Origin of the sequence: Labrys sp. KB_33_2, assembly GCF_052114505.1 — a bacterium.
Taxonomy (GTDB): Bacteria; Pseudomonadota; Alphaproteobacteria; order Rhizobiales; family Labraceae; genus Labrys.
Window position 1 is genome coordinate 1 of record NZ_JBFREW010000010.1, and the last position, 23,060, is coordinate 23,060.

Genomic DNA, 23,060 nt, shown 5'->3' on the forward strand with positions numbered 1-23,060 from the left:
GAGGATCACGGGCATGGCCTTGGCGTGATGCGGTTTCACGACTGCATTCGGCTCCGTCGTCAAGAACCCGAAGACATCTGCCGTGACCTCGCCCTCTTTCACCTTCCGGACCGAGGTCCAGTTCGTCCAGATGCCGGCGAAGAACGCGACCGGCTGGTTGTCGTTGAGGGCGAACCACTTCAGCGCCTTGCCGCCCTTCTCGTTCTTCTCGCTGTCGGAATATTCGGAGAAGGCCGTCATCGGAACCAGGCAGCGATTTTCAGTGCCGAGCCAACGCCGCCAATGAGGCGAGGACACGTTGCGGATATTGGTGACGCCGGGATCAGTCTTCTTGCCTTCCAGGAACTTCGGAGGCGTCGGCATTCCCCAGCGCGCGAGCACAAGCTCTCTGACGCCGTCGGCGCCATCTCGAATGATGGGCGACGGGTAGTCTGGAAAGACATCGACCGCGTCCGGCCAGTTGACGGTGTCTCGAATGACCGGGCCCAGAAGCCGAAGTTCCTCCTGGGTCATCCGCTGGTTGAACAGGTTGCACATGGATGCGCCTCACCGTGCCATTTGGGCCTTGTCCGCATTGAAGTCCGCTACGATCTGGTCGCTTCTCGCTTTAGCTCTTGAGGCTTCGCATTGGGCCATCGCGGGTGTACCTGCCTGAAAGCCAGAACCGATACATTCGGCTGTTCCATTCGCCTTACGTATCCTCGCCCGCTCAACACCGATGCAGTCTATGTAATTCATCTGCTCCGGCGTGTTCACTTTCGCAGGATGCAGACCGCGGCTGGCACATCGCTGCTCCGCGGCGGCGTTCTCCTGGCGAATGGTTTGCTCCATGGCGCACCCAGCAAGGCCGAAGGCCAATCCGACTACCAACGAATAGCTCAATATGCTCATTCTGCGATCCTTCTGCCGGGGTTCTGCGATCCAGCATGCTGCGCCTTCGCGCCCCGCGCAACCCCTTCCCTATGCCGTGAACGAAATAAGAACAAAAGAGTCGACTCATCCGAAAATCGGGATTAGCCTCTTTGGCATGATGACCCTTGATGGAGGCTCCCATGTCCGGCATTCGCTTCGGTCTTGACCCCGATACCGCCCCGACGGCCGAGGAAGCGCGGCTGGTTAAAGATGCAATTCAGATCTGCGGCTCACCCAAGCGCGCCGCGCTCGCTCTCATGCGAGTGGCTGAAAGCCTGGCGAACGATCTGGCGATGGCCCAAAGGCTGCGCGGCAAGCCGCTTCCTGACGATGTCTTTTACGCCGCACCCAATGATGAGATTAGACATGGCGAGCACATTCTTGCCGTCGATCCGAAGCACTAGCGACGGTGGCCGCCTATGGAAATCGCCGACTTTCTTGAGAAGCCCGACCGAAGTCCTGCGAGCGACGAAGAGCAGGAAGCACTGGGTGAGATCCTGACACGGTGTGCAAGCGCCAACACCGCTCTGCTCTGGCTCTACCGCGTGGCTCTGATCTCACATCAGGAGAACGAAGAATCTCTTGACCGGATAGAGCTGCTCGATTGCCTTCACCGGGCAGAGATACGAGAATTGAAAGGCCTGCCGAGCGACGAGTGGCACGACCCGCTTAGGGCGCCGCAATGACCCGACCGGCCTCTGAGCCGGTCGACGATGATCTCGAAACCAGTGTGGACGGTGCAATCGCAGCCTGTGATGGCGACGCGAGAGCGGCCGTGCGCGTCCTGCTGGTGGCGCTGGATCATTGCCAGACCGAGCTTGAACAACGAAACGAAGAGATTGGGCAACTAGCCCGAGACATCTCTCGGGGCTACTCGCGAGGGCGTTGGGAGGATCTCCTGACCCGCGCCGAGGTGCCGATCCCCTACAAACCGGACGACTGACATGGGGAGAGACAACCCACCCCAAACAATTCACCAGGCACTGGAGTTTGGCTGGACGCACCTGTCGATTGAATGCCGGCGTTGCAGGCATGAAGGCAAGATCGACTTCCTGCAGCACATGCTCCGACGCCCCGGCTCTCTCTTCGCGCTCTTTGGATGCGCGGTGTGCGCCCGGTGCGGAGCGCGGCCGACAACGGGGAGCTTGGCATTCCAATTGGACAGCGGCGGATGGCACACCAAGCGCGTCGATTTTTTCGAAGGCATGGTGATCCGGCCGTCAAGGGAGTGAGCAATGGTCTATCGCAAAGGTGAGTTCCAACTGTCGAGCCTGGATAGTCAATACCCGTTTCACATCGCCCGGCACTCCCCGAACGGCAAGGTTCCGAATCTGGCGGAGGTCGACGAGTTCTCCCGTGCATTTGGCGGAGCGCCGCGGCATCGCAGCGTCGGCGACTGGGCGACGTTCCATCACATCTTCTGTTTCAAGGAAGAGCGTTACGCCAAAGAATTTCAGGAGCGATTCGGTGGGTTTCCGATTGAGACCACCCCAAAGGCGCGAAAGGCATTGCTGGAACGCCTAAGGGCGAAGTAGCTTGGACGAGGTGCAGCGCTCAGTTTAAGGTCCGCGATGTTCAAAATTATGGTGAGAGTAACGCGGATCAGCGCGGCTGCCGCTACCCTTCTGATGCCGTTGCACGCCAGCGCTCAGGATGCACCGAAGCTCACCTTGTCCGATATGGCGCAGATGCAGCACATGCTTATGCAGCAGATCAAACCCTGTATTCCGCCGCATGCGGCCGTTCAGATGGGCAAAGTGATTTTGCGCGTCCGGATGAACCCAAACGGCACCCTAGCAGGGGCACCGGTGGTGCTTTCCTCCACGTCGGCAGCTGATGGCTCCATACTCATTCGAGCTTTCAGCCGCTGTATCACTCCAGAAACACCGCTCAGATTCTCGCCAGAAAAATATGCTGCTTGGAAGGAGTTCAATTACACCTCCGAGCGACTGCCGCACTGAATGCCTTCAATCGCCTTTCAGCATTCGCCGTCTATCATTTGCGAAGGCGATCATGGCATCGGTTCCGGCATTCGCCGCTTTGGCCAGCATGTGGTGATCGGCTAGGCTCTGCAGCGCGAGGGTGATCTCGATCGTATCCCACCCTGCCCGTTCCGCTTGCTCGACTAGGTCCTGAAAGGCGCGCTCCAAAGCCTCCTCGCATTCGAGCAGGCGGTCGGAGATGTCACTGGTTCGCCGAGGGCCGGCGATGGGAGCGCTCATGACATGCGATATTACACCGCCATGATGGAAATTGCATTCGGCGTCAAAAGGTGCGACACGCCTCGGCGAAAAGCCCAGCAATTCCCCCTCGCAAGGTGCGACGGGCACGGCGCGTAAGTGATTGATTTTACTGAATCGTTAGTAGCCCCTAGGGCGCGCCACACCGCTAAGTCAGCATTGACTTGGTCATAGGCGCAAAGCCTGATTTTGCTGCCCTCTCCATACCCGCCGAAAAATCTTCTCATAGATCCAATCTCGATAAATCTGATCAGAGGCTGCCATTGTCGGGATTACCGTGTCGACGCTCGGCATCTGGCATCTTCATGGCCATCCGTCGACTTCAGTTCGACCCGAGCGCACGTCGAATGCCTCCGACAGGAGCGCGGCTTAGGCCTTAGACGCCCCCCCCCGGCTCAGCCAGATCGACCCAGCTAGCGACCGGCAACCGTTCCATGTTGGCATTCTTGCCCATATGAACGCCCATTCAGCGCCGGATCCTTGCGTTCTTGCCGCAGCGTTCATCTACAATGCTAAATTGTTTCTCTCTCGCGGCAATTTCACGGCGGAGTCACGTTTACTTACATACTTCAGCGGAGTAATAAAAGTTCATCCTTAGAGCTCCCAAAATTGTTTAAGAACCACACAAATATCAATTGTCCCTTGTGCAGATTCGACGATGTCCAAGTTGTCGAAGAACGTAGACATGCACCTGTATTTTCAAATCGCCTTCCGGTGAACCATTCAAATGCAATAAGATTTCCATCAAGAAACTTACATGTTATCGGATGCAAGAGATGCGGGTTTTTATGGAATAATGCCTTCACAATGGAATCTATACATTTTGACGGCGAGTACGAACAAGATGGAACCTATTCGTCTTCTTACAGGTCGTATCTAGATGAGGTCGCCTCAAAAGCAATTAAAAGCATAAATTTTGTAGAAAAACTTAGAATTCTGGAAATCGGGTGCGGACAAGGACAATTCCTTTGCCATCTGATCAGAATGGACAAGGACAATCGAATCGAAACGATCGATGGATTCGATCCGGCGTATCGAGGATTGAAGGGAGCGTTTGGCAACAATATCAACATTCATAGTCAATATTTCAACAAGGCTTCCTCTAAAATTCTTTCGGTAAAACCAAACCTAATCATTCTCAGGCATGTACTTGGTTACGTGCAAGATCCCGTCGGATTCCTGACTTTGCTACGCGAAATTATCGATGACAATGAAACCACATTGTTCATTGAATCACCCGACGCTGCGTGGGTTCTGAATAACAGAGCCATCCAAGATATATTCTACGAAACCTGTTCATTCTATACGCCATCGAGTCTTGCCATGGCATGCCGGTTGAGCGGCTTCGACATGGTGTCTTCGACCTCGGTCTTCGGAGACCAGTACTTTCTTGCAACGGCACGGCCATCCACGGTTTACAGGCCGCCGGAGCTTCCGAATCTGATCGCGTATCGCGAGCAATACATCGCCTATTGGCGTGGATTGGTTGCCGAGAGCCAGGGGCCGGTTGCAGTGTGGGGAGCGGCGGCGAAGGGTGTCGGCTTCACCCAATTGGTAGATCCCGGCAGCGACCTGATCGAAATGCTGGTCGATATCAATCCGGCCAAGCAGGGATGCTTCGTACCGATCACAGGCCATCGAATCGTTTCGGCCCAGGAAGCCGTGCAAGCTGGCGTCAGGACGATCATCGTCGCCAATCCGCTCTACCGCGACGAGGTCGATGCCATGTTTCGCGCACTCGGCGGCAGCGCCAAGGTCATCGGTCTCGAAGGCACACCGGCGACGCCCCTGCCCCGAGGTGACGCGCAGCCTGCGTCCGCTGCATGACTGCGTCATTTGCCGAGAAAGCCCGTTTCATGAAACCAGTTCCGCGCGTCACCATCGGTGTTCCGATTTTCAACGGCGGAGAGCTGCTGCGTTCCTGCCTTGAAAATCTGCGCAGACAGACCTTCATCAATTTCAAGGTTGTGATCTTCGACAATCGTTCCACTGACAACACCCCGGCGATCTGCAAGGAATATGTCGACCTGGACGCTCGCTTCTCCTATCACCTCAATGAAGAAAATATCGGCGCGTGGCCCAACCTGGTCGCATTGGCGAAGGCATGCGACAGCGAATACTTCATATGGCGCGCCTATGATGATCACAGCGACGAGAATTACCTCGAAGAAATGGTAAAGCTCCTGGATTCGCACCCGGATGCGGAACTTGCCGTCGGACGCGTCGAGACCCTGCGAGAACATCGCTCCCGGAAAAAAATCGTCACCCCGGCGCTCGAAGGCCTGCCGACAGGACGCACGGCGAGCATTCGCCTGATGAAACGAGCGCATGCAAGCTGGCTATACAGCCTGTGGAGAACACGAACTCTCCAGGACCGTCTCGATAAGGTGATCCCCTGCTACCCGTTCGCCTGGGGCGGAGATTTCGTCGTTCTCTTCGAGACTCTCTACCGCACTCGCGTCGCCGGGTCGAACCGATCGACGTTCTACCAGCGGATCATCGAGCGTGATTACAAGGCAGCGCCCGAGCAGCTCACCGTCAAGCTTGAAAACGTGGTGACCTACAGGAACGCCGCGCGGGACTTCCTCCAAAGCAAATCCGGGTTCCACGCCGCTGGCTGGGTCAGCAAGGCCTTGCTTGCCTATCTCATTTCCTGGTTCGTCGAGCATCGGATCTATCCGGCAAGAAAGGTACGAAAGTTGAAAAGGCAAGTTTGCCCTTAGAGGTGCATTGCGATTTGCCGGCGGCGGTAAGAATCGCAAAGACGCGTTGGGCGGAGCGGGCCTGATCGCCCCCTTACAACTCGGTAAATTGACACGGCAGCGCGGCTATCCCTTACTGGCCGCGTTACGGATTCGAGCCGAATACGACGGTGGCTGGCCCGCAGGCCGTCGCTCAAATCCGTCGTGGCGTGCGGATGTCCCGCCCGCATTTTGCATCTGCCCCATTGTGAAACCGCGTCCCTGCGCCCTATGACACTCGCCGATATCACGCAAACCGTCATCGCCTTTGTCCGCACGCATGAAGGCTGGGGCATCCTCGTTGTGCTGCTGCTGGCCTTCGGGGAATCGCTCGCCTTCGTCTCGCTGCTGGTTCCGGCGACGGTCATCCTACTGGGAATCGGTTTTCTCATCGGGGAAGGCGGCATGTCGCTCTGGCCCTTCTGGGCTGCGGCGGCGCTGGGGGCCTTTCTGGGCGATTGGCTGTCCTATTGGATCGGTCTCAAGCTTGAAAATCGCGCGGCCCATTGCTGGCCGCTCTCGCGCTATCCGGACCTGCTGCCGCGCGGCCATCGCTTCTTTGAGAAGTGGGGTACGCTCGGCGTCTTCTTCGGTCGTTTTCTCGGGCCTCTGCGGGCCTCGGTACCGCTGGTTGCCGGCATCTGCCAGATGCCGGCACTCCCGTTTCAGCTCGTGAACGCCTCCTCGGCCGTGATCTGGGCCTTCGGCGTGCTGGCGCCCGGTGCCCTGGGGCTGAACTGGCTGCAATCACTGTTCTGATCGGGGTTTGAATGGGGCAGCATCTTCGAATCCCGATCCGGAAAGACACTACACCATCAGCCGAACCGGTGCCTCCAACTCGCCCTTTACCGTCTTGATGAAGGCGGCGGCATCGAAGCCGTCGACGATGCGGTGATCGAAGGATGAGGAGAGGTTCATCAGCTTGGCGACGGCGATCTGACCGTTCTTCACCACCGGCCGTTCGACAATCTTGTTGACGCCGACGATGGCGACCTCGGGCGGATTGATGATCGGCGTCGCGGCGATGCCGCCGAGCGCCCCCAGGCTGGAGACCGTAATGGTCGAGCCCGTCAGTACCTCGCGGCTGGCCTTGCCGGTTCTGGCGAGCTCGCTGAGCTTGACGATCTCGGCAGCGAGCTGATGCAGCGTCAGCATTTCGGCATGGCGGATCACCGGCACCACCAGGCCGCGGGGCGTCTGCGTCGCCACGCCGATATGCACGGCGTTGTAACGATGGATGACAGCCGCCTCGGCATCGTAGCGGGCGTTGACGATGGGGTGCTGGGCGATGCCGCGCACCATCGCCTTGATCAGGAAGGGCAGCAGCGTCAGCTTCGGCCAGCCGACGGCGGCCGTATTGATCTCGGCGCGCGCCGCTTCGAGGGCGGTGACGTCGATCTCCTCGACATAGGTGAAATGCGGCACGCTGCGCTTGGCTTCCAGCATGCGCTCGGCAATCTGGCGTCGCAGGCCGATCACCTTGATATCTTCGATGCCGTCATCGCCGACCGTGGGCGGCGGTGGCACGGGCGCGCGTGCGGCCGGGGCTGAGGCCGGGGCCTGGGGTTGGCTGCGGGTCAGATGATCGTCGAGATCTGCATGCTCGATGCGCCCATCGGGACCGCTGCCGCGGATCTTGGCACCATCAAGCCCGAGAGCCGCCAACCGGGAGCGCACAGCCGGTGCCGCCAGGACCTTGCCCGAGCCTGCCGGAGTGACCGCAGGCGGCGACGCGGCAGCAGGCGCAGCAGCCGGCACCGGGGCTGACGGGGTCTTGGCAGGCGCCCTGGTGGGTTTCGCCGGCTCCGGTGTGGAGACGGCCACGGGCTCCGCAGCAGGTACCTCGGCCTTGCCGCCTGTATCGATCACCACCAATTCGCTGCCGATCGAAGCCATCACGCCGACCTCGGCATGACGCGCCAGGATGCGGCCCGACACGGGCGAGGTGATCTCCACCGTCGCCTTGTCGGTCATCACATCGACCAGCGGGTCGTCCTCCTGGATCTCCTGCCCGATCTCCGCATGCCAGGCGACGATCTCGGCCTGGGCGATGCCTTCGCCGACATCCGGCAATTTGAACACGAAATTGCTCATGATCGTCTCCCCTCAGCCTGCCATCACTTTGCGCATGCCTTCCCCCACCCGTCTGGGGCCGGGGAAATACTGCCATTCGAAGGTATGCGGATAGGGCGTATCCCAACCCGTGACACGCTCGATCGGTGCTTCCAGATGGTGGAAACAGCGCTCCTGCACCAGCGCCGACAATTCGGCACCGAAGCCGCCGGTGCGCGTCGCTTCGTGCACGATCAGGCAGCGGCCCGTCTTCTTCACCGATTCCTCGATCGCCTCGATGTCGACGGGCAGAATCGTCCTCAGATCGAGGATCTCGGCATCGATACCGGTCTCCTGCGTCGCGGCTACGGCCACATGCACCATGGTGCCATAGGCCAGAATGGTCAGTTCCCTGCCCTCCCGCACGATTGCGGCCTTGCCGAGCGGCACCTTGTAATGCCCCGTCGGCACGTCGGCCCCGGCCTGATCGGTCCAGGGCTTCAGCGGGCGGTCGTGATGACCATCGAAGGGACCGTTGTAGAGTCGCTTCGGCTCGAGGAACAGCACGGGATCGTCGTCCTCGACCGCGCTGATCAGCAGGCCCTTGGCATCATAAGGGGTGGACGGGATCACCGTCTTGATGCCGCAGACATGGCTGAACAGGCCTTCCGGGCTCTGGCTGTGGGTCTGACCGCCGAAAATGCCGCCGCCATAGGGCGAGCGGATGGTGATCGGCGAGGTGAATTCTCCGCCCGAGCGATAGCGCAGGCGCGCCGCTTCCGAGACGATCTGGTCGAAGCCGGGATAGATGTAATCGGCGAACTGACACTCGACGATGGGCCTCAGCCCATAGGCGCCCATGCCGATGGCAATGGCGATCAAGCCACCTTCGGCGATCGGGGTATCGAAGACGCGTTGCGAGCTGTAGCGTTGCTGCAGGCCGTCAGTGCAGCGGAACACGCCGCCGAAAAAGCCGACATCCTCGCCGAAGATCAACACGTTGGGATCATTCTTGAGCAGGACATCCATGGCCGAGTTGAGGGCCTGCACCATGTTCATGGCGGGCATTATTTGCCCTCCTTCTTATTGGCGGCTTCGAATTGGTTGAGTTCGGCCAATTGCTCCTTGAGATGCCAGGGCATGTCCTTGAAGACGTCCTCGAACATGGTCTCATTGCCGTGATGCGGCCCGTCGCTGAGAATGCCGTGGCGCTGGGCCTCGACATTGGCCGCCTTGACCTCGGCCTGCAATTCCTTTGCCTGCGCCTGATGGCGCTCCTCGTTCCATTCGCCCAGGCCGATGAGATGGCGTTTCAGGCGCTCGACCGGGTCGCCGAAAGGCCAGTACTTCTCCTCGTCGCCCGGGCGATAGCGGCCGGGATCATCGCTGGTAGAGTGAGCCGCGACGCGATAGGTGAACAGCTCGATCAGGGTCGGGCCATGGTTGGAGCGGGCCCGCTCGGCGGCCCAGCGCGTCACCGCATAGACGGCGAGCAGATCGTTGCCGTCGACCCGGATGCCCGGCATGCCAAAGCCGATGGCGCGCGAGGCGAAGGTCGCCTCCTCCCCGCCGGCGACGCCCTGGCTTGATGAAATCGCCCATTGATTGTTGACGAGATTGATCAGCACTGGCGCGTGATAGACCGAGGCGAACACCATGCCGTGGTGGAAATCACCCTCGGCAGAGGAACCGTCGCCGATCCAGGCCGCGGCGATGCGGCGATCGCGCTTGTAGGCCGACGCCATGGCCCAGCCGACGGCCTGCGGCACCTGGGTGGCGAGATTGCCAGAAATGGAGAAGAAACCGGCCTCCTTGGCGGAATAGAGCACCGGCAATTGCCGCCCCTTCAGCCTGTCTTGCCCGTTGGAATAGATTTGCGACATCATGTCGGTCAGCGGCCAGCCACGCGCCACCAGCAGGCCTTGCTGGCGGTAGGTCGGAAAGCACATGTCACCGGCTTCCAGCGCCAGCGCCTGGCCGACAGCGACCGCCTCCTCACCGGTGCATTTCATGTAGAAGGAGGTCTTGCCCTGGCGCTGTGCCTTGAACATCTGGTCGTCGAAATAGCGCGTCAGCATCATGGCGCGCAGGCCCTTGCGCAGAGTATCGGCATCGAGCTTGGGATCCCAGGGGCCGAGCGCCCTGCCCTCGTCGTCGAGCACCCGCACCAGACCGAAGGCAAGGTCGCGGGTTTCCGAGGCGACGGCGCCGACCGGCGGGCGCTGGGCCTCGCCCGCACCCGGCAGATTGAGATAGCTGAAATCGGGCGTATCGCCCGGCCGGAAGCGTGCGTCCGGAATGTGCAGGCTAAGCGTGGTCTTCTTGGTCATCGAACGGGCGCTCCCAGGAGGTCTTGTTGTGACCGTCGTGCTGTCCGGCTGGCGTGAGAATGCGTCTGGCCGTATCGTTTCGGGCGTGTCCTGCGATGTCAGCTCGTCTCGCGAAAGATCTCGCGGCCGATCAGCATGCGTCGGATTTCGGAGGTGCCGGCGCCGATTTCGTAAAGCTTGGCGTCACGCAGCAGGCGTCCGGCCGGAAAATCGTTGATGTAGCCGTTGCCGCCCAGGGCTTGGATGGCCTCGAGTGCGACCTTGGTGGCGTTCTCGGCCGAATAGAGGATGCAGCCGGCGGCGTCCTTGCGGGCAACCTCGCCGCGGTCGCAGGCAGCGGCCACCGCATAGGTATAGGCGCGCGAGGCATTGTAGAGGGTGTACATGTCGGCGAGCTTGCCCTGCATCAGCTGGAAGGTGCCGATGGCTTCGCCGAATTGCTTGCGCTCATGGACATAGGGCACGACGAGGTCGAGCGCCGCAGCCATCAACCCGATCGGCCCACCCGATAGCACCACCCGCTCGAAATCGAGGCCGGACATCAGGATGCGGACCCCATCGCCGACCTTGCCGAGCAGATTGGCTGACGGCACGAAGCAATCCTCGAAAACCAACTCGCAGGTGCTGGAGCCGCGCATGCCGAGCTTGTCGAGCTTGGGCGAGGTCCGGAAACCGGCAAAGCCGCGCTCGACGATGAAGGTGGAGATGCCCTTCGGGCCGGCGGCCGGATCAGTCTTGGCATAGACGACCAGCACGTCGGCATCGGGACCGTTGGTGATCCACATCTTGGTGCCGTTGAGGACGAAACCACCGTCGCGAGCCTCGGCCTTGAGGCTCATCGATACCACGTCCGAGCCGGAGCCGGCCTCCGACATCGCCAGCGAGCCGACATGTTCGCCCGAGATCAGCTTGGGCAGATAACGTTGCTTCTGATCGGGATTGGCATGGCGGGTGAGCTGGTTGACACACAGATTGGAATGAGCGCCATAGGAAAGCCCCACCGCGCCAGAGGCCCGGCTGATTTCCTCCATGGCGACGCAATGGGCAAGGTAGCCCATGCCCGAGCCGCCGTACTCCGCTTCGGCAGTGACGCCGAGCAGGCCGAGGGCACCGAGTTCGGGCCACAGGTCGCGCGGAAAGGCATTGTCGCGATCGATGGCGGCGGCACGCGGCGCAACCTTCTCCGCCGCGAAACGCTGCACCATGCGGCGCAATTCCTCGATGTCTTCGCCGAGATTGAAGTTCAGGCCGCCGTCATACATGAGCCCTCTCCCTGATTATTTTACTTTAGCCGCCAGAGCCTGGCCCGTGCGCGAGCGCGGGGCTGAGCCGAGCGCCGCACAGACAGCCCTGCCCGCCGCCGCGACCTTGTCGAGATCGACCCCGGTTTCGACGCCAAGGCCATCGAGCAGGTAAACGAGATCCTCGGTGGCCAGGTTTCCACTCGCCCCCGGTGCATAGGGGCAGCCGCCAAGGCCGGCGACGGAGGAATCCACCACGGTGACGCCGAGATCGAGACAGGCCAGGACATTGGCGAGCGCCTGGCCGTAGGTGTCGTGGAAATGCACGGCGGTGCGCTGGATACCGATCTCGCTGGCCACCGCCGCCGTCATCGCGCGCGCCGCATCGGGCGTTCCCACGCCGATGGTGTCGCCGAGTGAGATTTCCTCACACCCCATCGCGGCCAAGGCCGTCGCCACCGAGACCACGGCGGAGACAGCCACCTGCCCTTCATAGGGGCAGCCCAGGACACAGCTGACATAGCCACGCACCTTCAGGCCCTTGGCCCGGGCCTCAGCCACGATCGGGCGGTATTCGTCGAGGCTCTCTTCGATACTGCGATTGATATTGCGACGGCTGAAGCTCTCGGAGGCCGCAGCAAAGACCGCGATATACTTCGCCTTGGCCGCAAGCGCGTCGGCAAAGCCACGAGCATTGGGCACCAGCACAGGCAGGTGGATGGGTGGGTCGATCTCCAGATCGACCTTACTCCCTGCCTCCGCGCTATGGGTCGATCTGGAGATCGACCCACCGAACGAGGACAGCCCGGCCAGCACGTCGGCGGTCTGAGCCATCTGCGGCAGATTTCTGGGCGAGACGAAGCTGCCGGCTTCCACCGTGCGCAGCCCGGCCGCGGCAAGATCGCGGATCAAGGCGATGCGGGTCTCGACCGGCAGCACCTTCGCCTCGTTCTGGAGGCCATCACGGGGGCCGACCTCGAAGATCTCGATGGTACCGGCCCGGCTCACGGCTCGATCTCCAGCACCACCAGCTCGGCGCCGGCGACGACCTGATCGCCCACGGCGACATCGACGACCTTGACGATACCGGCTCGAGGCGCCGAGACGGTGTGTTCCATCTTCATGGCCTCGATCACCACCAAAGGCTGCCCCTTCTCGACCGTCGCTCCAGCCACGGCGCTCACCGAAAGAACGAGGCCTGGCATCGGCGACAGGATGCGGCCCACGCCCTCGCTTTCCACGCCGCGCGGCTTGCGGGCGTCGCGCAACCCGAAAGCATAGGATCGGCCATCCACGAACAAGGTCAGCGTTTCGCCGAACAAGACGGCGCGGGCCTTCAGCACGGTCTCGCCGATCCGCAGCCGCGCCGTTCCGTCGGCATCGAGGCTACCCGCGACATTGACCCGCTGGTCCGCGAGATGCAGCTCATACCCCTCGGCCAACCAGGCGGCATCGACGCCGATCAGCGTGTCACCCCAGGCCAGCTCCAGCTTGCGCCGCGCCGAACCGGAGAGGCGCCAGCCGCCGGTCTCGCCCCAGGGCGAATGGGGATCGGTCGGATCGCCCGTCTTGGCCTGGCTCTCGGTGGCCCGCAGCGCCACGAAGGCAGCCGCCGCAATCACCTCATCCGCCGGATACGGGGATGGTTCCAGCAACTCGGCCTGGTGGTGCTCGATGAAACGTGTGTCGACCCCGCCTGCGGCAAAGGCTGGGTGGCGGATGATGGCGGCGAGGAAATCCCGATTGGTATGGGGCCCGACCACCTCGACGGCATCGAGCCCGGCCCCGAGCCGGGCAATAGCTTCGGCGCGGTCGGTGCCGGCAGCAATCACCTTGGCGAGCAGGGAATCATAGTGCATCGAGACGGTGTCCCCGCTACGAAAGCCGCTGTCGACACGAAGACCGGACAGGCCCTCGGGCAGCGCCAGATGCTCGATCCTGCCGATGCTCGGCAGGAAGCCACCGGCCGGATCCTCGGCGCACAGGCGCGCTTCCAGGGCGTGGCCCGTGCAGGTGATCGCCTCCTGCGCCAGCGGGAGCGGCGCGCCGCCAGCCACCCGCAGTTGCCAGGACACCAGGTCGAGGCCGGTGACCGCCTCCGTCACCGGATGCTCGACCTGAAGCCTGGTATTCATCTCCATGAAATAGAAATGGTCGTCGGCGACCAGGAATTCGACCGTGCCGGCCCCGACATAGTCAACCGAACGGGCGCAGGTGACCGCCGCCTGGTGCAGGCCGTCGCGCAGGGCGGACGGCAGATCGGGCGCCGGCGCCTCCTCGATCACCTTCTGGTGGCGGCGCTGCACCGAGCAGTCGCGGTCGAACAGATGCACGGTATTGCCGTGGTGGTCGGCAAAGACCTGGACCTCGACATGGCGGGCGACCTGCAGATAACGCTCGATCACCATGCGGTCGTCGCCGAAGGAGGAACGCGCCTCGCGCTGGGCCGCCTGCAAGGCGGCCGCCAGGTCTTCGCTGCGGCTGACGATGTGCATGCCCTTGCCGCCGCCGCCGGCCGAAGGCTTGAGCAGCACCGGAAAACCGATGGCCTCCGCCGCACGCATCAGCGTGTCGAGGCTCTGGTCCTCGCCCTCATAGCCCGTCAACACCGGCACGCCGGCAGCGGCCATGCGGGAACGCGCCTGCGCCTTGTCGCCCATGGCGAGGATGGTCTCGGCCGACGGCCCCACGAAGGTGATGCCTTCAGCCGCGCAGGCCCGGGCGAACTCGGCATTCTCGGCCAGGAAGCCATAGCCGGGATGGATGGCGTCGGCGCCGCTTGCCTTGGCGGCGGCGATCAACTTGTCGATCGACAGATAGCTTTCTCGGGAGGGGGCGGGGCCGAGACGCAGCGCCCGGTCCGCCAGCGCCACGGCGAGGCTGTGGGCATCTGCGTCGGAATAGACGGCGACGGTGCGGATGCCCATGGCGCGGGCCGTGCGGATGATGCGCACGGCGATCTCGCCGCGATTGGCGATCAAGAGCACGCGAATGGGTCTGGGTCGATGGGCGGTCATGACATCCATCCAGGCTTGCGCTTGGCGAAGAAGGCGGCGAGGCCCTCACGCGCCTCGGGCGAAGAGCGGATCGTGGCAATGCGTCGGGCGCTTTCCTCGATGCGTTCGGCCGTGATGGGTCCGGCCATGTCATCAGCCAGTTTCTTGGCGGCGGCGACAGCCTCGGGGCCCCCCGCTAAGATATCCGAAAGACAGCGCTGCACCGTCTCGTCCAGCGTCTCGGGCGACGCTATTTCATGGATCAGGCCGTATCTCAGGGCATCCTCGGCCGAAAAGCGCTCAGCCGTGAGGAAGAGGCGGCGCGCGGCACGCTGGCCGATCGCCCTGACGACATAGGGGCTGATCGCCCCGGGGATGAGACCGAGGCGCACCTCGCTGAGGGAGAAACGCGCCTGCGGCACGGCAATGGCGATGTCGCAGCAAGCCACCAGGCCGACCGCCCCGCCAAAGGCCGCCCCCTGCACCCGCGCGAGCGTCGGCTTGGAGCAGGTATCGACCACCCGCAGCAGTTCGGCAAGCTGGCGCGCATCGGCCAGATTGTCTTCCGGCGAGGCATCGGCGGCGCGGCGCATCCAGGCAAGATCGGCCCCGGCCGAGAAGGTCTTGCCCTCGGCCTGCAGCAGTACGGCCCTGACCGTGCCGTCGGCGCCCACCTCGGCAAAGGTTCGGGTCAGTTCGGCGATGAGCGCTTCGTCGAAGGCATTCAACACCTCGGGACGATCCAGGGTGAGGACCGCGACCGGCCCATTCCGTTCGACCCTCAGACTCACATCCGGAACACGCCGAAGCGTGTCTCCCTGGCTGGAGCATTGCGCGCGGCCGACAGGGCCAGCGCCAGCACCATGCGGGTTTCGGCCGGATCGATGATGCCGTCGTCCCACAGCCGCGCCGTCGAGTAATAGGGGTTGCCCTGCTCCTCATACTGGGCCCGGATCGGCGCCTTGAAGGCTTCCTCGGCCTCGGTGTCGATTTTGGACTCATCGGTCCCGGCCGCATCCCGGCGCACTTGCGCCAGCACATTGGCGGCCTGTTCGCCTCCCATCACGGAGATGCGGGCATTGGGCCACATCCACAGGAAGCGCGGATCATAGGCACGGCCGCACATGGCATAATTGCCGGCGCCGAAGCTGTTGCCGATCACAACGGTGAATTTCGGCACGTTTGCCGCCGCCACCGCCGCCACCAGCTTCGCGCCGTCCTTGGCGATGCCGCCCGCCTCATACTCCCGGCCGACCATGAAACCGGTGATGTTCTGCAGGAAGAGTAGGGGAATGCCGCGTTGGCAGGCGAGCTCGATGAAATGAGCCCCTTTAAGCGCCGATTCGGAGAAGAGGATGCCATTATTGGCAATGATGCCGACGGGATAGCCCCAGATCCGGGCAAAACCGGTGACCAGCGTAGTGCCGAAATCGGCCTTGAATTCGTCGAATTCCGAACCGTCGACCAGCCTGGCGATGACCTGACGCACATCATACGGCTTGCGGGGATCGGCTGAGACGATGCCGTAGATTTCCTTGGGATCGTAGAGCGGCGGCCTGGGCGCCGCGAGGTCGGCGTCGTCATGCTTACGCCGGTTGAGATTGCCGACGATCTCCCGCGCAACACCAAGGGCATGGGCATCGTTCTCCGCAGCATAGTCTGCGACGCCCGAGGTGCGGGTGTGGGTGTCGGTGCCGCCCAGCACCTCCGCGCTGACCGTCTCACCAGTGGCTGCCTTCACCAGCGGCGGGCCGCCGAGGAAAATCGTGGCTTGGTTGCGCACCATCACGACCTGATCGGCCATGGCAGGCACATAGGCGCCGCCCGCCGTCGAACTGCCCATCACCACCGCGATCTGTGGAATGCCGGCGGCCGACAGGCGCGCCTGGTTGAAGAAGATGCGGCCGAAATGCTCTCGGTCGGGAAACACCTCGTCCTGCTTGGGCAGGAAGGCCCCGCCGGAATCGACCAGGTAGACGCAAGGCAGATGATTCTCGGCGGCAATGGCCTGCGCCCGCAGATGCTTCTTCACCGTCATCGGGAAATAGGTGCCGCCCTTCACCGTGGCATCGTTGGCGACGATCATGCATTCCTGGCCGGAGACCCGGCCGATGCCGGTGATCAGCCCGGCAGCCGGAACCTCATCGCGATAAAGGCCGAAGGCGGCAAGTTGGGAAAGCTCCAGGAACGGAGCTCCGGCATCGAGAAGCAGTTCAATGCGGTCGCGCGGCAGCAGCTTGCCGCGCTTGAGATGCTTTTCGCGCGCGGAGGCCGAACCGCCGCCACCAGCGCGCTGATTGCGTTCGTGCAATTCAGCGGCGAGCGCTGCCAGCGCATCGTGATTGCGCTGAAAAGCCTCCGACCGCCGATCGATGGCACTCCCTATGACCGGCATGCAGACCGCCTTGCCTGTTGCAAGCCGCTTGCGATGCGGCCCTGATTGGATCATAAACGAACGGACGTTTGTTTCTATAGTCGGGGGCGGGTTTCTCCGCAAGTGGTTTCATATGGCGCGCAAGGTGGGAGCGGATGGCAGCAGGACGGCGGAGGCGATCCGAGCCGCCGGCCTGCGCCTGATCTTCGAACATGGCTATGAGGGCATGAGCTTGAGGGATCTCGCCCAGATCGTCGGCATCCAGCCAGGTTCGCTCTACAATCATATTACCACCAAACAAGCGCTGTTGTTCGACTTCCTGGTTGAGCATATGACGAGGTTGACCGAAGCGCTCGACGCGGCGCTTGCAGGCGTCGAGAGCCCGCTTGCCCGCCTCGACACCTTCATCGAATTCCATCTGCGCTATCACCTGACCCGGAGGATGGAAGTCTTCATCAACAACTCCGAACTGCGCAGCCTGGAGCCGCAAAACCGGGCTGTCGTGACCGGACTGCGGCGCGACTATGAACGGCGCCTGGAGCAGATCCTGGCCGAAGGGACCAAGAGCGGTGCCCTGCTGGTGCCTGATGTGACCGTCGCCACCTTCGCGATCATCGCCCAACTCACCGGCGTGGTCGGCTGGTACGATCCCAATGGCCGGCTCGGTGAGGACGAAATCATCGCCATCCACCGGCAGCTCGTTATCGGCGGGTTGTTACCCGGCGCTTCGGCGGAGTTCCCCGGCGAGGCAGCCGTCACCGGGATCGGCACTACCCGAATGCAGGCAATCGGTTGAGGCAAACCGGCATCGATGCCTGGGTGCTTGGCTCTGTATGCTGCTGCACAAGCATAGCTTGCAACGCCGACTGATCGAGCGAGCAGACATTGAGCCTTTTCACCATTGCTAAGATAGGCTTTACTACAAATAGGGCTGATTTCGCTGGGTGAGGTCTTCGTTGAACGGGAAACAAGCGCTATGGGCGATGGCAATCGTGTTGTCGTTAGTCCCCACAACCGGGTTCGCCAGAGGGATTTCGAGCAAACAGGCTGAGACATTTTGCTTCGACGCCAAATCCACCGACGATCAGACTATCACTGGCTGCAGTTGGCTCATTGTGGGAGGGGGCAGTTCCCAGGCGGATCTGGTGACCGCCTATTACAATCGCGGCGTAGCTTATCAACACAAGGGCGACGGGGACCGCGCCATCGCGGATTATGACCAGGCGATCTTCCTGAAACCCGATCACGCCTCCGCCTACAACAATCGCGGCAACGCCTATGCCGACAAGGGCGATACGGGTCGCGCCATCCAGGATTACGACCAAGCCCTTCGCCTGAACCCGAACTTCGCGCTGGCATTGAGCAATCGCGGTAACGCCCATGCCGACAGAGGGGACTATGACCGCGCCATCCAGGACCTTGATCGAGCCATCCTCCTCAGGCCGGACGATGCCCTCGCGCTCAACAATCGCGCCAGCGTCTATGCCGACAAGGGTGATCGCGACCGCGCCATCCAGGATTACGACCACGCCATTCGCATCAGGCCGGACTATGCCACGGCCTTCAACGGCCGTGGCAAGGCCCATGACGCCAAGGGCGATCGCGATCGCGCCATTCAGGACTTCGACGAGGCCATCCGTCTCAAGCCTGATTATGCCTACGCCTTCAATAACCGTGGCAGCGTCTATCAAGACAAGGGCGAGTACGATCGGGCCATTCGGGACTTCGATCGCGCCATCCGCCTCAAGCCCAATTACGCCGATGCCTTCAACAACCGCGGCAGCACCTATGATGACAAGGGCGACTACGACCGCGCTATCCGCGATTACGATCAGGCCATCAGCCTCAAGCCTGACTATGCCTACGCCTTCAACAACCGCGGCGTCGCCAACAAGAACAAGGGTGACAATGACAAGGCCATCCGGGATTACGATGAAGCCATCCGCATAGATCCCGATTACGTCATCGCCTATTCGAACCGCGGCAACGCCTATTACGACAAGAGCCAATTCGACCGCGCCATTCAGGACTACGATCAGGCCATCCGCATCAAGCCGGACCATGCTCTCGCCTATAATGGCCGGGGCAACGCTTATGACGACAAGGGCGACAGCGACCACGCGCTTCAGGACTACGATCAGGCGATCCGGCTCGACCCCAATTTGGCCATCGCCTTCAACAATCGGGGTGGCGTATATGCCGAAAAGGGCGACCCCGATCGCGCGATCCGGGATTTCGACGAAGCCATTCGCCTCAAGCCTGATTATGCGAGGGCCTACAATGCGCGGGGCAACGTCTATTACGACAGGGACGACTATGAGCGCGCCATCCAGGATTTCGACCAGGCCATACGTTTCGACGCCGGTTACGCGCTCGCCTTCAACAACCGCGGCAACGCCCATGACGACAAAGGCGATCGCGACCGCGCTCTAGCGGATTATGATCAAGCCATTCGCCTCAAACCCGACTACACCCTCGCCTATAGGAACCGCGGCATCACATATGACCGGCAGGGCCATTACGACCGCGCCATCCGCGACTTCGACCAGGCTCTCCGGCTCGATCCCGATAATGCGGCCGCCTTCGTCAATCGAGGCGTCAGCTACGACAACAAGGGTGACCACGCCCGCGCGATCCAGGACTTCAATCAGGCGATCCGCATCAAGCCGAACAATGCCCTCGCCTATAGGAAGCGCGGCTCCAGTTACGACAATCTGGGAAAGTCCGACAGGGCGCTGACGGACTTCAATCTGGCCATCAGCATCGACCCCGACTATGCCGAGGCCTATAATGATCGCGGCATCACCTATTTGGGCATAGGTGATTACGACAGGGCGATCACGGATTTCGATCACGCCATCCGCATCAAACCAAAATTCGACCGCGCTATAAGAAATCGCGCCAAGGCCATAGAAATAAGAGACAAAAACTTTCCTGAGAAGAAGACACTCAAGGCATCGGCCTCCCCATAGAACCGGACGACAGGCTACAGCCGCCACGCGAGGCCGTTGACCTGAGGACGGATCGGATTGCGCTATTTTCGCGAGGTACCCGCTCTCGCCCCGATTCAGATTGTCGTCAAATCACAACCGGAATATCCTCTGACAAATCGCGTTCGCCTTGGATGGGATATCGTGCGATCGCGTCGGCGTGTCTTTGCCATTTGAAGTCATTCATCAAATTTCAAAACGCTTCAGCAACGAGGAATATCCATGGAATATCGTCAATTAGGCGGCTCGGGCTTCAAGGTGCCGGTCCTCAGCCTGGGCACAGGCACGTTCGGTGGCGGCGGTGATTTCTTCAAGGCCTGGGGTTCGACCGATGCGGAAGGCGCACGGCGCCTGCTCGACATCTGCATCGATGCCGGCCTGACCATGTTCGACAGTGCCGATGTCTACTCTTCCGGTCTCGCCGAGGAGATTCTCGGCAAAGCCATCGCCGGGCGTCGCGACCAGGTGATCATCTCGACCAAGGCGACCTTTCGCTCCGGCGAGGGGCCGAACGATGTCGGCTCCTCCCGTTTCCATCTCACCGATGCCGTCGACAAGGCGCTGAAGCGCCTGGGCACCGACTATATCGATCTCTTCCAACTGCATGGTTTCGACGCCCAGACACCGGTGGAAGAGGTGCTGCAGACTTTCGACGACTTGGTCCGGGCCGGCAAGATCCGCTATATCGGCGTCTCCAATTTCTCCGGCTGGCATCTGGCAAAGTCACTGGCGGTTTCGGACCGTTATGGGCTGCCGCGCTATGTCGCCCACCAGGCCTATTATTCGCTGGTCGGCCGCGACTATGAATGGGAATTGATGCCGCTCGGCCTCGACCAGAAAGTCGGCGCCGTGGTGTGGAGCCCGCTCGGCTGGGGCCGCCTGACCGGGAAGCTGCGCCGCGGCGCGGCCTTGCCGGCCACGAGCCGCCTGCACAAGACGGCCGCCGAGGGGCCCCCGGTGAGCGATGATCTGCTCTACCGCGTCGTCGATGCTATCGACGCGATTGCCGCCGAAACCGGCAAGAGCGTGCCCCAGATTGCTCTTAATTGGTTGCTGCAGCGGCCGACGGTAGCCAATGTGATCATCGGCGCGCGCGACGAGGCGCAATTGCGCGAGAATCTCGGGGCTATCGGCTGGTCGCTCACATCGAAGCAAATCGCAAGGCTGGATGAGGCCAGCACCGTCACCCTGCCCTATCCCTATTGGCACCAGCGCGGCTTCGCCGAGCGCAACCCGCCGCCGGTCTAGTCGTTCCGGTATGCGCGTTCAGCCATTGGCGGGAGCCGCGTCGATCACCCGCAATTGCACGCGCTCACGCCCGCCATAGCGATCGACGCTCAAGGTACCGGCGACATGCACGGCCTTGCCGCGATGGCTGACAAGGCCATCGCCCAAGGGCTGCCCGACAGACCGGAAGGCGATGGCGTCGAGCATGGCGCCGTCATGCGCCTTGAGGCGCAGACGCAAATGCGCTTCGCCTACTGTGTCGACGAAGGCAAGCTGGTGGCTTGGCAGCGCCAGCAGGGGTTCCGGATTGCCCTGGCCGAACGGACCGGCTTTTTCGAGCATCTCGATCAGGCCGGTGGTTGCTCCGCCGGCGGCGAGCGCGCCGTCGATCTCCAGGGCAGCATCTGCCCGGGCCGCCTCGACGGCCACAGCAAGCTCAGCCTCCAGATAGGCCCGGAAGGCGCCGAGCTGGTCCTGGCCCAAAGTGATGCCCGCGGCCATGGCGTGGCCGCCGCCCTTGACGATGAGGCCGGTTTCCACTGCCTGCCTTACGGCTTTGCCCAGATCCACGCCGCCGATGGAACGTCCGGATCCGGTGCCGACCCCATCCTTGTTGAAGGCGATCGCAAAGGCAGGCCGGCCGAAACGCTCCTTCAGACGGGCAGCAACCAAACCCACGACACCAGGGTGCCAATTTCGCGAGGCCGTCACCACAGTCGCGCCCGTCTCCTCGAGGCCGAGGGCGGCGACAGCCTCCGCCAGCGCTTCCTCCAGCATGATGGCTTCGACTGTCTGGCGCTCCCGGTTGAGACGGTCCAATGTCGCGGCGATCGAAGCCGCCTCCTCGCCATCCTCGCTCATCAACAGCCTTGCACCCAGCGCGGCATCGCCGATGCGCCCACCCGCATTGATGCGCGGCCCGAGCAGGAATCCGAGGTGATAGGGCCTCGGCGGCCCGTCCAGGCGAGCCATGTCCATCAACGCGCGCAAGCCGGCGCGCTGGCGCTGGCGCATGACGGCGAGACCCCGGGCCACAAAGGCTCGATTGAGGCCCTTGAGCGGCACCACGTCGGCCACCGTTCCCAAAGCGACCAGGTCGAGACGCGCCATCAGATCCGGCTCTGGCCGATCCCGCCACCAACCGCGCTTGCGTAGGCTCCGGCTGGCGGCGACGAGCAGCATGAAGGTAACGCCGCAGGCACATAGATGCCCTTGCCCGGAGAGATCGTCGAGACGATTGGGATTGACCACCGCCACCGCCGGCGGCAGAGCCTCACCGGCCTGGTGATGGTCGACGACCAGCGTCTCGAAGCCGAGTTCCGCGGCCTTGCCGAGAACGTCGACGCTGGTCGTACCGCAATCCACCGTCACAAGCAGGCTGGCCCCGTCGGCCCGCAGCAGGCGAATCGCCTCCTCGTTCGGGCCATAGCCTTCATAGATGCGGTCGGGGATGTGGATTCGCGCCGGCACGCCGGCCTCGCGCAACCACCCCGCAAGCAGCGCCGCGGAGGTGGCGCCATCGACATCATAGTCACCGAAAATAGCAATGCTTTCACGTGCCATCACTGCATCGGCCAGCCGTTCCGCCGCCTTGTCCATATCGGTCAAACGGGAGGGATCGGGCATATAGTGGCGCAAGGTGGGAGCGAGATAAGCGTCGACCTCCTCGGCCGTCACGCCCCTGCCGGCAAGGATGCGTGCAAGCAGATCGGGCTGACCGGAGCGCTGGGCCAAGGTCATGGCCTGCATCTGCCCCTGCGCATCCAGCCTTTCCCGCCAGGCCTTGCCGGTGAAGGAGGATTGCACGCCGAGAAAATAACGAGAAGGGGGAGTGGGTGACTGCATGCGCGGACCATATCGGCGAAGCCATGATCCAAGCCAGCGGAAATGCTTCGACGACCCCGCATAACACCTTCGGTATCCTTGACCATGTGCGACAATCTGCCATCAATCGCAG

General features: G+C 62.2%; 23 protein-coding genes. 11 read left to right on the forward strand and 12 right to left on the reverse strand.

Annotated elements, in window-relative coordinates:
- On the reverse strand, window positions 1-537 hold a 537-nt coding region (locus tag AB4037_RS17830; RefSeq protein WP_441772419.1), incomplete at its 3' end, for an SOS response-associated peptidase.
- 9 nt (window positions 538-546) lie between these two features.
- Window positions 547-891, reverse strand: coding sequence for a hypothetical protein (locus AB4037_RS17835; RefSeq protein WP_441772420.1), 345 nt, complete (start codon window positions 889-891; stop codon window positions 547-549).
- Window positions 892-1,052: 161 nt separating this feature from the next.
- On the opposite strand from AB4037_RS17835, the gene AB4037_RS17840 reads away from it, so the two are divergent.
- The 5 genes from AB4037_RS17840 (at window position 1,053) to AB4037_RS17860 (ending at window position 2,873) form a co-directional block, all read left to right on the forward strand.
- Window positions 1,053-1,316 (forward strand): hypothetical protein, encoded by a 264-nt coding sequence (locus tag AB4037_RS17840; RefSeq protein WP_441772421.1) that lies wholly within the window; start codon window positions 1,053-1,055, stop codon window positions 1,314-1,316.
- 15 nt (window positions 1,317-1,331) lie between these two features.
- Window positions 1,332-1,598 carry a hypothetical protein gene (locus tag AB4037_RS17845; RefSeq protein WP_441772422.1) on the forward strand — a complete coding sequence of 89 codons (267 nt, stop codon included), beginning with the start codon at window positions 1,332-1,334 and terminating at the stop codon, window positions 1,596-1,598.
- The gene (locus AB4037_RS17850; RefSeq protein WP_441772423.1) at window positions 1,595-1,855 is read left to right on the forward strand and encodes a hypothetical protein; all 261 of its coding nucleotides are present in this window, start codon (window positions 1,595-1,597) and stop codon (window positions 1,853-1,855) included. The genes AB4037_RS17845 and AB4037_RS17850 overlap by 4 nt, the downstream gene beginning before the upstream one ends.
- Window positions 1,856-2,147: 292 nt before the next feature.
- A complete protein-coding gene (locus tag AB4037_RS17855; RefSeq protein WP_441772424.1) occupies window positions 2,148-2,447 on the forward strand; it encodes a hypothetical protein in 300 nt (99 codons plus the stop codon).
- A 36-nt stretch (window positions 2,448-2,483) separates the two neighbouring features.
- Window positions 2,484-2,873, forward strand: a complete 390-nt coding sequence (locus tag AB4037_RS17860) for a cell envelope integrity protein TolA (protein ID WP_441772425.1) — start codon at window positions 2,484-2,486, stop codon at window positions 2,871-2,873.
- Window positions 2,874-2,879: 6 nt separating this feature from the next.
- Here the strand turns inward: AB4037_RS17860 and AB4037_RS17865 are convergent, their stop codons facing one another.
- Window positions 2,880-3,134, reverse strand: coding sequence for a hypothetical protein (locus tag AB4037_RS17865; protein ID WP_441772426.1), 255 nt, complete (start codon window positions 3,132-3,134; stop codon window positions 2,880-2,882).
- A gap of 825 nt (window positions 3,135-3,959) precedes the next feature.
- Here AB4037_RS17865 and AB4037_RS17870 point away from each other — a divergent pair.
- The 3 genes from AB4037_RS17870 (at window position 3,960) to AB4037_RS17880 (ending at window position 6,652) form a co-directional block, all read left to right on the forward strand.
- Window positions 3,960-4,979 carry a class I SAM-dependent methyltransferase gene (locus tag AB4037_RS17870; protein WP_441772427.1) on the forward strand — a complete coding sequence of 340 codons (1,020 nt, stop codon included), beginning with the start codon at window positions 3,960-3,962 and terminating at the stop codon, window positions 4,977-4,979.
- Window positions 4,980-5,008: 29 nt separating this feature from the next.
- Window positions 5,009-5,875 (forward strand): glycosyltransferase family A protein, encoded by an 867-nt coding sequence (locus AB4037_RS17875; protein WP_441772428.1) that lies wholly within the window; start codon window positions 5,009-5,011, stop codon window positions 5,873-5,875.
- A gap of 249 nt (window positions 5,876-6,124) precedes the next feature.
- On the forward strand, window positions 6,125-6,652 hold the full coding sequence (locus AB4037_RS17880; protein WP_441772429.1) for a DedA family protein: 528 nt from the start codon (window positions 6,125-6,127) through the stop codon (window positions 6,650-6,652).
- A gap of 48 nt (window positions 6,653-6,700) precedes the next feature.
- Here AB4037_RS17880 and AB4037_RS17885 read toward each other — a convergent pair whose 3' ends face one another.
- The 8 genes from AB4037_RS17885 to AB4037_RS17920 form a co-directional block, all read right to left on the reverse strand.
- Entirely contained in the window at window positions 6,701-7,987 is a 1,287-nt protein-coding gene (locus AB4037_RS17885) for a dihydrolipoamide acetyltransferase family protein (protein ID WP_441772430.1), read from the reverse strand.
- A gap of 12 nt (window positions 7,988-7,999) precedes the next feature.
- A complete protein-coding gene (locus AB4037_RS17890) occupies window positions 8,000-9,013 on the reverse strand; it encodes an alpha-ketoacid dehydrogenase subunit beta (RefSeq protein ID WP_434956154.1) in 1,014 nt (337 codons plus the stop codon).
- Window positions 9,013-10,275, reverse strand: a complete 1,263-nt coding sequence (locus tag AB4037_RS17895; protein ID WP_441772431.1) for a thiamine pyrophosphate-dependent enzyme — start codon at window positions 10,273-10,275, stop codon at window positions 9,013-9,015. Before AB4037_RS17895 ends, AB4037_RS17890 begins: the two co-directional genes overlap by 1 nt.
- Window positions 10,276-10,373: 98 nt before the next feature.
- Window positions 10,374-11,537: an isovaleryl-CoA dehydrogenase gene (locus AB4037_RS17900; protein ID WP_441772432.1), complete on the reverse strand. Its 1,164-nt coding sequence runs from the start codon at window positions 11,535-11,537 to the stop codon at window positions 10,374-10,376.
- A 15-nt stretch (window positions 11,538-11,552) separates the two neighbouring features.
- On the reverse strand, window positions 11,553-12,524 hold the full coding sequence (locus AB4037_RS17905) for a hydroxymethylglutaryl-CoA lyase (protein WP_441772433.1): 972 nt from the start codon (window positions 12,522-12,524) through the stop codon (window positions 11,553-11,555).
- On the reverse strand, window positions 12,521-14,533 hold the full coding sequence (locus AB4037_RS17910) for an acetyl/propionyl/methylcrotonyl-CoA carboxylase subunit alpha (protein ID WP_441772434.1): 2,013 nt from the start codon (window positions 14,531-14,533) through the stop codon (window positions 12,521-12,523). The genes AB4037_RS17905 and AB4037_RS17910 overlap by 4 nt, the downstream gene beginning before the upstream one ends.
- Complete coding sequence (locus AB4037_RS17915) at window positions 14,530-15,303, reverse strand: enoyl-CoA hydratase/isomerase family protein (RefSeq protein ID WP_441772435.1); 774 nt, start codon at window positions 15,301-15,303, stop codon at window positions 14,530-14,532. Before AB4037_RS17915 ends, AB4037_RS17910 begins: the two co-directional genes overlap by 4 nt.
- On the reverse strand, window positions 15,300-16,907 hold the full coding sequence (locus AB4037_RS17920) for a carboxyl transferase domain-containing protein (RefSeq protein ID WP_441772436.1): 1,608 nt from the start codon (window positions 16,905-16,907) through the stop codon (window positions 15,300-15,302). The genes AB4037_RS17915 and AB4037_RS17920 overlap by 4 nt, the downstream gene beginning before the upstream one ends.
- 112 nt (window positions 16,908-17,019) lie before the next feature.
- On the opposite strand from AB4037_RS17920, the gene AB4037_RS17925 reads away from it, so the two are divergent.
- The 3 genes from AB4037_RS17925 (at window position 17,020) to AB4037_RS17935 (ending at window position 21,124) form a co-directional block, all read left to right on the forward strand.
- Window positions 17,020-17,682 (forward strand): TetR/AcrR family transcriptional regulator, encoded by a 663-nt coding sequence (locus tag AB4037_RS17925; protein WP_441772437.1) that lies wholly within the window; start codon window positions 17,020-17,022, stop codon window positions 17,680-17,682.
- A 349-nt stretch (window positions 17,683-18,031) separates the two neighbouring features.
- Window positions 18,032-19,858 carry a tetratricopeptide repeat protein gene (locus AB4037_RS17930; protein ID WP_441772438.1) on the forward strand — a complete coding sequence of 609 codons (1,827 nt, stop codon included), beginning with the start codon at window positions 18,032-18,034 and terminating at the stop codon, window positions 19,856-19,858.
- A 240-nt stretch (window positions 19,859-20,098) separates the two neighbouring features.
- Window positions 20,099-21,124 (forward strand): aldo/keto reductase, encoded by a 1,026-nt coding sequence (locus tag AB4037_RS17935; RefSeq protein WP_441772439.1) that lies wholly within the window; start codon window positions 20,099-20,101, stop codon window positions 21,122-21,124.
- 18 nt (window positions 21,125-21,142) lie between these two features.
- Here the strand turns inward: AB4037_RS17935 and recJ are convergent, their stop codons facing one another.
- Window positions 21,143-22,948, reverse strand: a complete 1,806-nt coding sequence (recJ, locus tag AB4037_RS17940) for a single-stranded-DNA-specific exonuclease RecJ (protein WP_441772440.1) — start codon at window positions 22,946-22,948, stop codon at window positions 21,143-21,145.
- Window positions 22,949-23,060: the final 112 nt, after the last annotated feature.

Bases quoted from the DNA above. Each gene is read 5' to 3' on its own strand.
- AB4037_RS17835 (WP_441772420.1), bottom strand. From the start codon at position 891: ATGAGCATATTGAGCTATTCGTTGGTAGTCGGATTGGCCTTCGGCCTT.
- AB4037_RS17840 (WP_441772421.1), top strand. From the start codon at position 1,053: ATGTCCGGCATTCGCTTCGGTCTTGACCCCGATACCGCCCCGACGGCC.
- AB4037_RS17845 (WP_441772422.1), top strand. From the start codon at position 1,332: ATGGAAATCGCCGACTTTCTTGAGAAGCCCGACCGAAGTCCTGCGAGC.
- AB4037_RS17850 (WP_441772423.1), top strand. From the start codon at position 1,595: ATGACCCGACCGGCCTCTGAGCCGGTCGACGATGATCTCGAAACCAGT.
- AB4037_RS17855 (WP_441772424.1), top strand. From the start codon at position 2,148: ATGGTCTATCGCAAAGGTGAGTTCCAACTGTCGAGCCTGGATAGTCAA.
- AB4037_RS17860 (WP_441772425.1), top strand. From the start codon at position 2,484: ATGTTCAAAATTATGGTGAGAGTAACGCGGATCAGCGCGGCTGCCGCT.
- AB4037_RS17865 (WP_441772426.1), bottom strand. From the start codon at position 3,134: ATGAGCGCTCCCATCGCCGGCCCTCGGCGAACCAGTGACATCTCCGAC.
- AB4037_RS17870 (WP_441772427.1), top strand. From the start codon at position 3,960: ATGGAATCTATACATTTTGACGGCGAGTACGAACAAGATGGAACCTAT.
- AB4037_RS17875 (WP_441772428.1), top strand. From the start codon at position 5,009: ATGAAACCAGTTCCGCGCGTCACCATCGGTGTTCCGATTTTCAACGGC.
- AB4037_RS17880 (WP_441772429.1), top strand. From the start codon at position 6,125: ATGACACTCGCCGATATCACGCAAACCGTCATCGCCTTTGTCCGCACG.
- AB4037_RS17885 (WP_441772430.1), bottom strand. From the start codon at position 7,987: ATGAGCAATTTCGTGTTCAAATTGCCGGATGTCGGCGAAGGCATCGCC.
- AB4037_RS17890 (WP_434956154.1), bottom strand. From the start codon at position 9,013: ATGCCCGCCATGAACATGGTGCAGGCCCTCAACTCGGCCATGGATGTC.
- AB4037_RS17895 (WP_441772431.1), bottom strand. From the start codon at position 10,275: ATGACCAAGAAGACCACGCTTAGCCTGCACATTCCGGACGCACGCTTC.
- AB4037_RS17900 (WP_441772432.1), bottom strand. From the start codon at position 11,537: ATGTATGACGGCGGCCTGAACTTCAATCTCGGCGAAGACATCGAGGAA.
- AB4037_RS17910 (WP_441772434.1), bottom strand. From the start codon at position 14,533: ATGACCGCCCATCGACCCAGACCCATTCGCGTGCTCTTGATCGCCAAT.
- AB4037_RS17920 (WP_441772436.1), bottom strand. From the start codon at position 16,907: ATGCCGGTCATAGGGAGTGCCATCGATCGGCGGTCGGAGGCTTTTCAG.
- AB4037_RS17925 (WP_441772437.1), top strand. From the start codon at position 17,020: ATGGCGCGCAAGGTGGGAGCGGATGGCAGCAGGACGGCGGAGGCGATC.
- AB4037_RS17935 (WP_441772439.1), top strand. From the start codon at position 20,099: ATGGAATATCGTCAATTAGGCGGCTCGGGCTTCAAGGTGCCGGTCCTC.
- recJ (WP_441772440.1), bottom strand. From the start codon at position 22,948: ATGCAGTCACCCACTCCCCCTTCTCGTTATTTTCTCGGCGTGCAATCC.